Genomic DNA, 13,093 nt, shown 5'->3' with positions numbered 1-13,093 from the left:
GGCTTTGTTGCATCGCTCTTTGGATAGTAGATAATGTATAATAAATTCATGAAGCTATCTCAAATTTAGCGACGCCAATTTCAATAAATTTATTGAGTAAGTAGCATTTTATTAGCAATTCTTTTTCACGATTTACTTCGGATTTATTTCTAAAGCTAAACCCAAATGTTTGTTTTAGTCGCGAAAAAAAAACCTCAATATATGACCTCTTTCCATAATTTACTTTTTCTTTCCACTTCTTCATACCATCTTCATTATGTAATTTGATTAACCTAATAGCAGTGTTCCTATCAGACATGTAGTCTATTTTTAAATGCTCTGCTGCACAGGTTTTTGGTAGAATTTTTGCTTTTATATTATATTCTTTGCATAATTTATAAAGCTTATGCCTATCGTACGCCCTATCGGCATATAGTACTTTTACGACATGCTGAAAATCAACTTTTTTTAGCAGATCACAAGTGATCAGAGTAGACACCGTTACTGTATTTTACAGCTATGGCGTTTTTGCTATTTATATTCAACATTACATGCAATTTTCTTGTCTGTTCATAGCTGCGATACTTTCTATCTTTACTATTTTCCTTACTGTGACCAGGGGTATTATTATAAATACTGATACTTGTACTGTCTATGGCAATTTCAATATCTTCCATATTGTTTTTGTCAACTCTGCAATCATTGATCTTAATATTGAGTTTTTTAAACCTTCTTGAAGCCTGCGAATAGCTAATGACTGCTAAGCCTTTTCCTACTTGCTGCAAATATCCTTTTATAAACCCTACCGTTTGTCTTAAGCCAATTCTAAAGAGACTAGCGACTATATGCACTAAAATCACAACTTTATCACTGTAAATATTGTTGCCACCGAACACTTTTGGACCATGTTCGTACCAATTTTCTATTAATAAAATGAAAAATATTTCCTCTTTCTTGGAGAAATTTGTTATATTCATTGCAGTTACTGACTTTCATTTGCTGTGGCATATTTTTTCTTCAATGGTTAAATGGCTATTCTATAATGAATTTTGTCAGTAACTGCCAGTTCTTTTCTCTTGAGTGATGCAACAAAGCCACTGGAATCCAGAAAATTTGATTGGATATTAAGTTTATGAGCATAGAAGCAGCTAATTTTATGTTAAAACACAACATTTTTGATGAGGCTGTATTAAGAGATGGATCCCAGTGTCAAGCACTGGGATGACACCTTTGCTATGCAATTTACCTTCAAAAATGAATGCTCGTACAGCTGTGTGTCAGCTACTTACATAACACCTCTCTAAAATTACTTTAGCTATAAATATTAAAAATTTTACCAAGCGAAAAAAAGGCAAAAGAATCCCCGTGTAACGAGTTTTGACCCTATAATAATTTAAATTGGCATTATAATAATGTGCTAACGCTTAAAATAAGCGCGTTTTGGCTGAATGTAGAAAAAATAAAAAAGACATGCAGCCGCTATAATTTTATGTAATTTGCCAATAAATGTCTGAGTTTTTTACTGAATTTTGTCGTTGAGACCGCGCGTATCAAAAACAAGGATAAATACTCTTATTGTCATGATAAGGAGACTGATGAGGTTTGTAAAGTAATCTTTTTCGTTTGTATTCCCTTATGCTTGAGGTAACTGCATGCAGGTTCATGCATGTCCTTACTCTTTAATTTCCATGAATTCCCTTTGAAGTTGAATATTGAAAGTTAACTGGAGAGTTGTGAATTACTTTGTATATGTCATAACAAGCCATTGCGCTCTCAGCAAAACCATTTAGTATCAACTTGAGTTTGCCTGAATAAGTAGCTATATCTCCGATTGCATATATCCTATCTCTACTGGTTCTAAGTGTAGCTGGGTCGACAATTATGCGGCTATGTTCTAACTGTATACCCCAATTGTTTATTGGACCAAGATTCATTGATAATCCAAAAAATGGCAGCAAAAAATCAGCGGATATTTCTTTTTCTTCCTTAGAGGCAATGTTTTTTACTATCACTGCAATCAACTGCCCGTCATTTCCGGCTAGTTCATGTAATTGATATGGTACTACAAGTTCTATTTTTCCATCAATTTCAAGTGATTCTAATTTATTTCTAGTTTCAGGAGTGCAGCGAAATTCCTTTCTTCTATGTATCACATAAATTTTCTTTGCAATTTTAGAAAGTTCTACGGTCCAATCAGCCGCAGAATCACCCCCCCCTGCAATGACTATAGTTTTGTCCTGAAAATCAGAAATTTTATTTACACTGTAAAATACAGATTTATTTTCATATTCTAATATATCACTTAAGGGTGGACGGTTAGGTTCAAACATTCCGTTACCTGCAGCAATGATAACAGCCTTACATTTTACCTCTGTACCTATGCTCGTTATGACAGTAAAGTTTTCACCTTCGTTATTTGAAATCTTTTCCACTTTTTGATTTAAATGGTAAGCGGGCTCAAATGGTGAAGCTTGCTCCATTAGTTGCTCAATTAATTTTTGGGCAGTAATTACAGGATAACCAGGTATATCATATATTGGCTTTTCTGGGTAAAGAGCTGTGCATTGTCCTCCTACTTGATCCAAAATATCTATTATATGACATCTCATATCAAGCATTCCCGCTTGAAAAGCAGTGAATATTCCAACAGGCCCTGCACCTATTATTACTATATCGGTTTCCATATTCAGATGGTAATCTATTTATAGATATTAGCTTTCTTCGCTAATAAGGTCAATTTACAAAGGGATGTATTTTAAAAAGACGTAGCTAGATTAGATAAGATTTACAGCGTTACGAACCATCTAAATAAGCTCTAAAAATTAACTAACATCATGAGTCTGAGAAGTAAGTGCGGACGGAATGGGATTCGAACCCATGGTACGTTTCCGTACGTCAGTTTTCAAGACTGGTGCCTTAAACCGCTCGGCCATCCGTCCACCTCTTTTTTACCACAATATTTAATTTCAAGCAATCTATAAAAATCTTACTTACCTACACAAAAACTGCTAAACACACTATCCAATATTTCCTCAACATTAATAATTCCAATTACTGCACCAAGTTCAAATGCAGCAAGCCTCAAATCTTCAGATATCAACTCAATTGGATTATCGATATTAAAACGTTGTAAATGTTCTAGCGCCTTCTGCATGTGACCCCTATGTCTTTGCCGAGTAATTACAGGAGTGTCTCTATCATGCCCAAATTTTTCCTCTGCCTTCTCTTTTATAAGAGAGATCAATTTGTTTGTACCTATTCCCTTTAGAATAGAAATAGGTAGAAAATCTACACCGCCAACCAGTATATTTTTTTCACTAACTGCATTGTCAGCTTTGCTCAATACATAAATAGTATCATTTTGGTCTGATGTCATGCAAGTAGCTGACACTGGAATCCAGCTTATCTCATCATGAACATTGTTTTCAGCACATGTTTCCAGAATCCATTGTCTATTGCATAATTTGCAAGTATTTTTATATCTGGATCCCAGTGTCACGCACTGGGATGACACCGTTTGTTGATTACAATATTTGCATAGTTGTACTGGTACAACAGATGGTATATTGCCTGTGGCTTGATAATTGACATCATGTCGTTGTTCAAAAGGAAATAGTTCTATTCTTAAATCAGCTTCACAAGACCTCTTTTTCGCTCGACTTATACCTTCTGATTCTATTGGATCTGAACTCTCACGAATTCCAGCAGTATCAGAGAGAATGATTGGGTATCCGCCAATGTCAATATGAGCTTCAAGCACGTCTCTTGTTGTGCCTGCATATTCAGAAACAATAGCAATATCACGCTTGGCTAAGAAATTAAACAGCGTTGATTTACCGACATTTGGTTCACCAGTTATTACAATATGTAAACCCTCACGCAACCTTTCACCCCGTCTATTATCATTTAAATGCTCTCGTATCAACCGCACAAGAGCTTGCACTTCATTACTAATTTTTTCTAATTCATTTTTTTCTGCCCAAATATCTTCTGGAAAGTCTATATACGCTTCGATTTTGGATTGTATCGTTATCAATCTTTGCTTCCAATTGCTGTATAGTCTCTCCAATTCTCCTGATATCTGCTTAATCGCTTGTTTAGCTTGCATTTTTGTCTCAGCATCAATTAAGTCTGCAATTCCTTCTATTTGCGTTAAGTCAAATTTACTATTTAGAAAAGCCCTAAGTGAGAATTCTCCAGGCCTGGCCATAACGAAAATTTTTGATAATTCCTCCAAGATGATTTTTACGACTGCCTTGCTTCCATGCACTTGTAACTCTATAACATCCTCGCCAGTAAAACTGTTTGGAGCAGGGAAATAGATGATTATTCCATTATCTATCAATTGATTGGAATCATCATATAGATCAACTAAAGTAGCAAACCTTGGTTTAATTTCTTTCTTAATATGAAAATGATTCAAAGCTTTAAGCGCGTAGTTGCCTGAAATTCTGATTACTGCAACTCCTGACTTACCAAATACGGTCGATAAAGCGAAAATAGTTTCATTTGTGTTTGTCATTATTCATATAAACTATTTAGCAATTTAAAATACCTAATCTAAAAAATTTTTACTTATATTGCTTATTCATATTAATGCAGTATTAGTAAATATATTGTATAGAAAAACTACAAAAGTCATCCAGATGAAAATATTTATTTTGAAAATTGACAATATACATTATAGTTATAAATGCAGGTTTTAGACATTTTATGCTAAAGAAATTAGCTTGGTATTGGTCTTTTGTAGAGTTAATTAAAGGGTTTGCTATCACATTAAAATATATGTTCAAACCAAAGGTTACTTTGAGGTATCCTATGGAGAAGGGCCCTTTAAGTCCAAGGTTTCGTGGTGAGCATGCGTTGCGTAGGTATCCAAACGGTGAAGAACGATGCATAGCTTGTAAGTTATGCGAAGTTATCTGCCCTGCTCAAGCAATAGTTATTGAAGCAGAGGAAAGAGAAGACGGTAGTCGCCGCACTACACGCTATGATATTGATATGACAAAATGCATATACTGCGGACTTTGCCAAGAGGCATGTCCAGTTGATGCAATTGTGGAGGGTCCTAATTTTGAATTTGCCACAGAAACAAGAGAAGAGTTAATGTATAATAAGGAAAAATTATTTCGTAATGGTGAAATTTGGGAGGATGCAATTGCACTCAGATTGAAAAAGAATAGGCCGTATTATTAACTAGGTATGTCAACAATTAAAATTTCTTACAGCAAGTATGTAATAGATCTCTTGTACAACTGTTATTTAAGTGAAAGATCAGTAGCTCACCTTTTGGTGTCATCCCAGCGCGTGACGCTGGAATCTAGAAAAAAAAGAAACATGGATCCCAGTGTCAAGCACTGGGATGACAAAAGGTCTGATGAATGATAAAAGTTACCTTTTCAACTGAACAAAAAGTAAAAGAATACAGTGGTAGAGTTACTGGTTTTAATATATTACAACCGGATGTTTTGAAGGAAGCAATTGCCCTGAAGGTAAATGGTGAGTTATATGATCTCTCACGTGAAATTGAATCTGACACAGAGATAGAGGTAATACAGCTCAGTGACGAAGTGGGTTTGGACATAATAAGACACGATGCTGCTCATATAATGGCTCAGGCAGTGAAAGAACTCTTTCCTAATACTCAGATTACTATTGGGCCAACAATTCAGGATGGTTTCTACTATGATTTTGCTACAGATCGTGCCTTTACCACGGACGATCTTGCTGCAATAGAAAAAAAAATGAAGGAAATTATAAAAAGTAACCACAGATTCGTCCGAAAAGTTTGGACTCGTAAGCAGGCAATTGATTTCTTTAGTGGTATAGGCGAAAAATACAAGGTTGAGATTATATCCTCTATACCAGAAGATCAAGACTTGACCGTCTATAAGCAAGGTGATTTTGTAGACCTATGTCGTGGTCCGCACTCACCATCAACTGGCAGAGTTAAAGCGTTTAAACTTATGAAAGTAGCGGGTGCATACTGGCATGGTGATTCTAAGGGTCCAATGTTGCAAAGAATATATGGCACCGCGTGGAGAAATAAGGATGAATTAAACGCTTATCTTGAACATCTCAAAGAAGCAGAGAAACGTGATCACCGCAAAATTGCCAAGGATATGGATTTATTTCACATCCAAGAAGAAGCTGTCGGGCAGATTTTTTGGCATGAACAAGGATATACTTTATATAATGTTCTTGAGTCTTACATCAGAAAAAAATTAATAAACAATGGTTATTTTGAAGTCAAAACTCCTATTTTAGTAGGCAAAGAGCTGTGGGAAAAGTCGGGGCACTGGGAAAAATTTCGTGAAAATATGTTCGTTGTTGACGAGTCTGAAAATAAAAAGTTAGCAATAAAGCCTATGAATTGTCCTTGTCATGTGCAGATTTTTAACTCTCACACGAGGAGTTATCGCGATTTACCAATACGTATGGCAGAGTTTGGCACATGTCATAGGAATGAAAGCTCAGGCTCATTGCACGGACTAATGCGAGTGCGTGGTTTTACGCAAGATGATGCACACATTTTTTGTATAGAAGAACAAGTTAATTCTGAGACTGTAAAGTTTTGTGACCTTTTAAAAGAAGTATATTCAGAGCTTGGGTTCAATGAAATTTCTGTAAAATTTTCAGACCGTCCAAATGTGAGAGCTGGGACAGATGAAGTGTGGGATAGGGCTGAAAAAGCGCTGCTTGAAGCCGTTAAAGAAGCGGGCTTAAGTTATGAACCAAGTCCAGGTGAAGGTGCGTTTTATGGTCCCAAGTTAGAATTTGTTCTAAAGGACGCAATAGGAAGAAGCTGGCAGTGTGGTACGTTACAGGTTGATTTGATTTTACCAGAGCGGCTCGGAGCTTTTTATATAGGAGCAGATGGGCAAAAGCACTACCCTGTTATGATACATAGAGCAATTCTTGGAGCTTTTGAACGTTTTATTGGAATTCTAATAGAGCATTATGCAGGAAAATTTCCACTGTGGCTTGCTCCAACACAGCTTGCTATTCTGACCATTACAAATGAGGCTGACGATTACGCCACAGAAATTAGCAATATTTTAAAAGAACAAGGTGTGAGAGTTAAGACCGATTTGACCAATGAAAAAATTAGTTATAAGATACGCTTGCATAGTTCAAATAAGGTGCCTATATTATGGATCATAGGCAAAAATGAAGTTGCAAACGAAACTGTGTCAGTGAGAAATTTGGGATCGAAAAAACAGGAGTCTTTTTCTTTGGAAAAGGCTACTGAATTGCTGTTAAAAAGTATTAATTTGAGTTAATGGAGCTAAAATTTGCAAGTTAAAAAGAACAATAAAAACAGAATTAATGAACTCATCACAGCTAAGGAAGTACGCTTAGTTGATCATAATGGTGAAATGATCGGAGTCGTTCCAATAGAACGAGCTTTAGAATCTGCACAAAGTGTCAATTTAGACTTGGTAGAAATCGCACCTGATTCAATCCCTCCAGTATGTAAAATACTTGATTATAGCAAACAAAAGTATGATATAAAAAAGAAAGCAAGTGAAGCAAAAAAGAAACAAAAAACATTAACTACAAAGGAAATTAAGATAGGTCCTAATATAGGTGATCACGATTATGAAACAAAGTTGCGTCAAGCAAAGGATTTTCTTACACATGGTCATAAAGTTAAGGCGACAATGAGGTTTAGAGGTAGAGAACTTACAAATACTGAGGTCGGGTTGGAAAAATTAGAACGATTAATTAGAGATACTGAAGACATTGCAAAGGTAGAGCTAGCGCCAAAAAGGGAAGGAAATCAATATTTTTTAACTCTGGTTGCTAAGTAGTAAAACGACTTAAAAGTATAAGTTAAGTTACTGCCCTATCTTCAATTACATGACGAAAATGTCTGATTAGCCCTTGCACTGGCCAAGCTGCAGCATCGCCAAGCGCACAAATTGTATGTCCTTCTATTTGAGTTGTAAGGTCAAGTAGCTTATCTACTTCACCAGGTTTAATATTTCCTGCTACCATTCTTCTCATAATTCTCCACATCCATCCAGTACCTTCACGACATGGTGTACATTGCCCACAGGACTCATGCATATAGAAATGTGATAATCTCTCTATTGCAGCTATTATATCAGTTGATTTATCCATCACTATTACAGCAGCAGTACCAAGCCCTGATTGTGCAGCTTTTAATGAATCAAAATCCATTTCAATAGTATCGCATATAGATTTTGGAATTAATGGCACTGAAGACCCACCAGGTATTACAGCAAGTAAATTATCCCAACTTCCTCGCACTCCACCTGCGTATTTTTCAATCAATTCACGTAGTGGAATTCCGAGCTCTTCTTCAACATTACACGGGTTGTTTACATGTCCTGAAATACAAAAAATCTTAGTACCAGTATTATTTGGTTTACCAAGAGATGCAAACCATTCTCCTCCGCGATTTAGAATATCTGGAACCATGGCTATAGTTTCAACGTTGTTTATTGTGGTTGGACAGCCAAAAAGTCCAACACCTGCAGGAAATGGAGGTTTCATGCGAGGAAAGCCCTTTTTTCCTTCAATTGATTCGAGTTGAGCTGTTTCTTCCCCACATATGTAAGCTCCTGCACCCCTATGGATAAACACATCAAGATCATAACCTGATTTGCAGGCATTTTTTCCAATTAAATTTTCTTTATAGGCGTCCTTAAGTGCTTCTTTTAGAACTAAATATTCATTATAAAATTCACCCCTGATATAAATATACGCAACTGACGCGCTGATCGCTTTGCCGGCCAGGAGAATTCCTTCAAGTAACTTATGTGGCTCATATCGTAATATATCTCTATCTTTACATGTACCAGGTTCTGACTCATCTGCATTGACTACTAAATATGCTTTTGGAGGATTTTTGGGCATAAAGCTCCACTTAAGGCCAGTGGGAAATCCTGCACCCCCTCGACCTCTTAAGCCAGATTTTTTTACTTCATCAATGATCTTTTCTGATCCTAAATTTAGTAACTCCTTTGTTTTTTGCCAGCTACCACGTTTTTTTGCACCCTCAAGTAGTGGAATTTCTTTACCATTTAGGTTGGTGAATATTTTGTCTTGTTCTTTTAGCATGTTTTTCAAAAGTTTGTGAGTGATCCCGACGCGATTCGAACGCGTGACCCACTGATTAAAAGTCAGTTGCTCTACCGGCTGAGCTACGGGATCATTTTATTTTTCAACTGTACTAAACAGTAATATAGTTTTTATCCATTTTAATCAAACTAAAATTTTCATGTGTGGTTAAATAAATATACTGCGTTAGTGATAATTTAATTAAGAATTTTTGAAGGAAAACTTCTTGTTAAATTTCAATTTACAGATTCATTTTGGAAAGCTTATAGAGTGATTACAAATCTGAAAAGACAAAAAGATAGCGAATTATACATAACTGCAGAACTTGTTAATTATTTAGCAATAGATAAATATTTCTTGCATTTCAGCCTGAGTGATTTATGCTTTAAGCAAGTGGGGGTATAGCTCAGCTGGTAGAGCATCTGTTTTGCACGCAGAAGGTCAGCGGTTCGATCCCGCTTGCCTCCACCAATATAGGTTTCAACATACCATAAAGTCAGTCTATTTAGTTCATCGGGGTTTTATACTAATTCTCTAGTGATATCTATTATTATAATTTCAGTATATATTAACTTAATCATAAATTAATCAATAAATGTTAGAACAACTATAATTAAATTTATTAGACAATACTTATGATAGGGAAAAAACGTGTTTTTAAAGTTTTACCTGGACAAGAAATATTGAACGAGACTAGAATGCGGATATTTCAAGGCTCAGTACATGGTGAAGAGTTAACCTGGAGTAATTTAAAAAAAATTATGTGTACTCCATTGGACGGTAAAAAAGATAAAGTACTAACCTTACCTATAAAATTTTGCAACGCTTTAGAAGATGGTCTTTTTACAATTATTCCATGCGTAAAGGAGAATGGAAAAGATTTGAAAAACATATCTTACCGTTGTGATAAAGAAGAAGGTCTAATCACAAATTGTAAATTTTCATTCGTGCCGTTTAGAAACGCTAAGCTCGATTATGGAAATAACTTGCATTCTTTCGTATATCTGAATGATAAATTAATGAAGATATCAATTGACTACGAAGTATCAAAACTTTCTGATCATGTCACAATGTATATTCACGTTCTTAAGGCACAACCAGTGGAATATCAATATTTAACATGGGAAGAGTTAGATAACGGCTACAAATGTTATTTCTCCGACGATCAAGGAAATATTATTGACTCACCTGACAATCAGGCACTCCAATATATTGAATGGCATTTTAGGAAAGATGTAATAAAAGATATATTATCTACAATACCAGATCATATAATATTATCAAAGACGTTTGCCGAAGTTTTTGTTGAGAATCTAACACACAATCAGTTGGAGACTCTTGCCAATACTCTTAATAGTGATCAATTACAGGTATTAGTAGGGAACTTGACAGATAACCAACTTCGAGCTTTAGTGGATCATCTAACTGACCACCAATTGCACACTCTCGCTCAGGAATTAAATCCAGAAAAATTACAAATAATTGTTCCTATTTTAAATGATGCTCAGCTTGAAGCTCTAGTTAGAGAATTAAATCCAGAGCAAGTAAAAGAAATTTTACCTCACTTAAAAGTGGATCAGTTCAAAGCACTTATTAAAACTTTAAATGACGAACAATTTACAGTGCTTGCAAAAGACTTGGCTGAGCACCACTTGACAATACTCTCCAAAGAATTAGAAGGTGATCAGTTGAAAGCTTTAGTAAATAGTCTGCAAGAAGACCAACTGAAAGACTTAGTTAATAAGCTTGATCATGAGAAACTTGAAGCAATTGCTCAGGATTTAACTGATTCTAATAAGATTCAGATTATTATTAAGTCTTTAGTTGATAATCCAGAAAAACTTCAAGCTTTTGCTCGCAACATGTCTAATGAACAGTTTAAAGAACTTTTGGATAACGTAGGTGCAGAAGAGCTTAAAGATATTATTCATAAACTGCCTTATGAGAAAGTGACAGCTGTGATTGGTGATCTTGGCAGTAAGGATCAGTCCAAAGCTATTATTGATGCATTAAAAGGGGAACTTGAAGAGCAGAGTAAACAGAACAAGGAAATGATTGAGATGCTCAAGCAAATCAAGGACGATATGCCAGACATTGGACAGGCTCCTGACTTCACAATAGTAGACATTAATAATGATTCACTGTTATTTGTATAGTAGTGATTTATAAAGATAAGTAGTTTTTTTATAGGAGGTAACTATTATGAATAAAAATATAAAATTATATTCTAGTGAAGAAGTTGAATCAAATAATGCATTGCAACTTCAGAAGCCGAAGTTTGATAAACCAAGCTTTGAAAAGCCAGTAATAAAGAAGATTGTCAGTGGTAAAACAAAGGAAGAATTTGATATAACTAAAGATATGATACAAGAAGAGATTGATAAGATGCCACAAATTATATTGACCATAAAGCACCTTAAAAATTTTTATGATGGCTTGATGAACAGCATTAATAAGTATGACGAAAATATGGATAGTGCAATTCAAAGTGGTATAATAACACAATTATCATCAACCATAGATAGTATAGGCAGCAAGACAAGTAGTATAGACAGTGAACTTGCAGATCTTAGGAATTCGATTCCAGATATTGGAGAAGCTCCTCCATTACTCCATATTACTGGTGAAGAGAACGGATTGCTTTAATAAAAAAGGTAATAGCCTGATATCAGGCTGTTGCTTTCTTTCACATACCATTTCAATACAGCTAGGTTAAGGAATCTATTTTAAAACTTTCGGCATATAGTTCTCATCATGTTTTGCAAATACCGTATCTGCAAGAAAGGTACTATTATCAAACATTTTACCTTGCACAACAACACCACTTTTTTCTGAAAATATTGGTGGAAGTATTCCCTGGTATTTTACCACAACGCTTTTGTTAAAATCTGTCATTTGAAAAATCACTTCACTTTCGTTGCGTATCACGCTATTTTCAACAACCATTCCACCAACACGGATTGGCTTTTGACTATTTGGTAAAACTATTGCCTCACTTACTGTATAGAAAAATGAGATATTTTCTTTGAGCGTCGTTAAAATAAAAAAGACTATGCAGCTTAAAAAGCAGAAAATTCCTGAAGTTATAAGTAATCGCTTATGTTTCTTCTTCATTATTATCTTTCAGGCTTTCTAGAATTTTTTTACTTTTAGTATAGCAAGAAATGGTAAAAATTAGCTCTCCAGCAATCAGCGTGAAACTAATAAGGTAAGCAAAAATTACATATGTATTCATAATGCATTATCAATAAATAACTCACCTGCATCAAAATAAATTAAGCTTCCATCCTTTTGCTGCAACACCAATTTACCACTTTTATCTATATCAGCAAAAATTCCTTCATACAATTTGTCAGCTAACTTTACACTGATTTGCTTATTCAGCTTAAATGCTCTTGTGAGCCACATTTCTCTTATAGCATGAAACCCATCAAACAGCCATTGCTTTCTTAGCTGATTAAAATTTATTATTAATTTTTTTAGTAGATCTATATTAGACACAGACTCACCATAATTGCTAATGCACGTTGTTCCTGGAAGTGGTGCATGATTGACATTAATTCCAATTCCTATAATGAGCCAATTCGAATTAGATCTTTTTTCAAGCAATATTCCGCTTATTTTCTTGCCATCAATAAGGACATCATTTGGCCACTTATACTGGAGATTTAGACCATTTATAAATGACAGTATAGTATTTCCAACAGCAAGAGCAGTAACAAAAGTCAATTCTGTTAATTTGCTTAAATTTTCTTTGTCATTCCAGCGCGTGACGCTGGAATCCAGCATTGGAATGACACCAGAATGATTATGCAAGAGATCTATGATTAAACTTGCATAAAAATTGCCCTCTGGAGAAATCCAGCTTTTTCCAGTGCGCCCTCTACCCTTTATTTGTTTATCAGCAATAATGACAGTTTCATTTGATATTCCTTTATCAATTAAATCCAACGCTTCTTTATTAGTGCTTGAAACTTCTTTGTAATGATGAATATGAAAGCCCTCAGGGATCACCTTGTCAGCC

Annotated in this window: 12 protein-coding genes, 3 tRNA genes and 1 pseudogene; 7 read left to right on the top strand and 9 right to left on the bottom strand. The window is 35.1% G+C overall.

The genetic code is table 11. The features are described 5' to 3' along the window. Positions 1-46: 46 nt before the first annotated feature. From Wcon_RS13280 to mnmE, 4 genes and pseudogenes are all read right to left on the bottom strand, one after another. A pseudogene (locus tag Wcon_RS13280) lies at positions 47-987 on the bottom strand (IS5 family transposase). 671 nt (positions 988-1,658) lie between these two features. Next, the gene (locus Wcon_RS02700; protein ID WP_114517134.1) at positions 1,659-2,663 is read right to left on the bottom strand and encodes an NAD(P)/FAD-dependent oxidoreductase; all 1,005 of its coding nucleotides are present in this window, start codon (positions 2,661-2,663) and stop codon (positions 1,659-1,661) included. 170 nt (positions 2,664-2,833) lie between these two features. Next, positions 2,834-2,918, bottom strand: a tRNA-Ser gene (locus Wcon_RS02695). Positions 2,919-2,965: 47 nt separating this feature from the next. Then, on the bottom strand, positions 2,966-4,501 hold the full coding sequence (gene mnmE / locus Wcon_RS02690; RefSeq protein WP_114517133.1) for a tRNA uridine-5-carboxymethylaminomethyl(34) synthesis GTPase MnmE: 1,536 nt from the start codon (positions 4,499-4,501) through the stop codon (positions 2,966-2,968). A gap of 191 nt (positions 4,502-4,692) precedes the next feature. Here mnmE and nuoI point away from each other — a divergent pair, with 191 nt between their 5' ends. Genes nuoI through infC form a run of 4 tightly spaced genes read left to right on the top strand, consistent with a single transcriptional unit; the run spans position 4,693 to position 7,793 of the window. Further along, a complete protein-coding gene (gene nuoI / locus Wcon_RS02685) occupies positions 4,693-5,175 on the top strand; it encodes an NADH-quinone oxidoreductase subunit NuoI (protein ID WP_114517132.1) in 483 nt (160 codons plus the stop codon). A 6-nt stretch (positions 5,176-5,181) separates the two neighbouring features. Beyond that, positions 5,182-5,364, top strand: coding sequence for a hypothetical protein (locus tag Wcon_RS02680; protein ID WP_114517131.1), 183 nt, complete (start codon positions 5,182-5,184; stop codon positions 5,362-5,364). Beyond that, positions 5,361-7,262 (top strand): threonine--tRNA ligase, encoded by a 1,902-nt coding sequence (thrS, locus tag Wcon_RS02675; RefSeq protein ID WP_114517130.1) that lies wholly within the window; start codon positions 5,361-5,363, stop codon positions 7,260-7,262. The genes Wcon_RS02680 and thrS overlap by 4 nt, the downstream gene beginning before the upstream one ends. A 12-nt stretch (positions 7,263-7,274) precedes the next feature. Then, positions 7,275-7,793 (top strand): translation initiation factor IF-3, encoded by a 519-nt coding sequence (gene infC / locus Wcon_RS02670; RefSeq protein WP_114517129.1) that lies wholly within the window; start codon positions 7,275-7,277, stop codon positions 7,791-7,793. 22 nt (positions 7,794-7,815) lie between these two features. On the opposite strand, the gene nuoF is transcribed toward infC, so the two are convergent. Both nuoF and Wcon_RS02660 read right to left on the bottom strand, forming a co-directional pair. After that, positions 7,816-9,069, bottom strand: a complete 1,254-nt coding sequence (gene nuoF / locus Wcon_RS02665; protein WP_114517128.1) for an NADH-quinone oxidoreductase subunit NuoF — start codon at positions 9,067-9,069, stop codon at positions 7,816-7,818. 20 nt (positions 9,070-9,089) lie between these two features. Next, a tRNA-Lys gene (locus Wcon_RS02660) sits at positions 9,090-9,162 on the bottom strand. A 302-nt stretch (positions 9,163-9,464) separates the two neighbouring features. On the opposite strand from Wcon_RS02660, the gene Wcon_RS02655 reads away from it, so the two are divergent. The 3 genes from Wcon_RS02655 to Wcon_RS02645 all read left to right on the top strand — a co-directional run bounded on the left by Wcon_RS02655 (position 9,465) and on the right by Wcon_RS02645 (position 11,715). Then, a tRNA-Ala gene (locus Wcon_RS02655) sits at positions 9,465-9,540 on the top strand. 164 nt (positions 9,541-9,704) lie between these two features. After that, complete coding sequence (locus Wcon_RS02650) at positions 9,705-11,225, top strand: magnesium transporter MgtE N-terminal domain-containing protein (protein ID WP_114517127.1); 1,521 nt, start codon at positions 9,705-9,707, stop codon at positions 11,223-11,225. 46 nt (positions 11,226-11,271) lie between these two features. Next, positions 11,272-11,715 carry a hypothetical protein gene (locus Wcon_RS02645; RefSeq protein WP_114517126.1) on the top strand — a complete coding sequence of 148 codons (444 nt, stop codon included), beginning with the start codon at positions 11,272-11,274 and terminating at the stop codon, positions 11,713-11,715. A 75-nt stretch (positions 11,716-11,790) separates the two neighbouring features. Here Wcon_RS02645 and ccmE read toward each other — a convergent pair whose 3' ends face one another. From ccmE to Wcon_RS02635, 3 genes are read right to left on the bottom strand one after another with little or no spacing between them, the layout of a single operon-like run. Continuing rightward, a complete protein-coding gene (ccmE, locus tag Wcon_RS02640) occupies positions 11,791-12,183 on the bottom strand; it encodes a cytochrome c maturation protein CcmE (protein ID WP_114517125.1) in 393 nt (130 codons plus the stop codon). Next, entirely contained in the window at positions 12,167-12,304 is a 138-nt protein-coding gene (locus Wcon_RS11375) for a CcmD-like small membrane protein (protein ID WP_179943858.1), read from the bottom strand. The genes ccmE and Wcon_RS11375 overlap by 17 nt, the downstream gene beginning before the upstream one ends. Then, the gene (locus tag Wcon_RS02635) at positions 12,301-13,083 is read right to left on the bottom strand and encodes a biotin--[acetyl-CoA-carboxylase] ligase (RefSeq protein WP_114517124.1); all 783 of its coding nucleotides are present in this window, start codon (positions 13,081-13,083) and stop codon (positions 12,301-12,303) included. The genes Wcon_RS11375 and Wcon_RS02635 overlap by 4 nt, the downstream gene beginning before the upstream one ends. Between the last annotated feature and the right edge of the window lie 10 nt (positions 13,084-13,093).

The organism is Wolbachia endosymbiont of Cylisticus convexus, from assembly GCF_003344345.1.
Note: the sequence above shows the minus strand (reverse complement) of the source record. Positions and strands in the feature narration are given on the sequence as shown.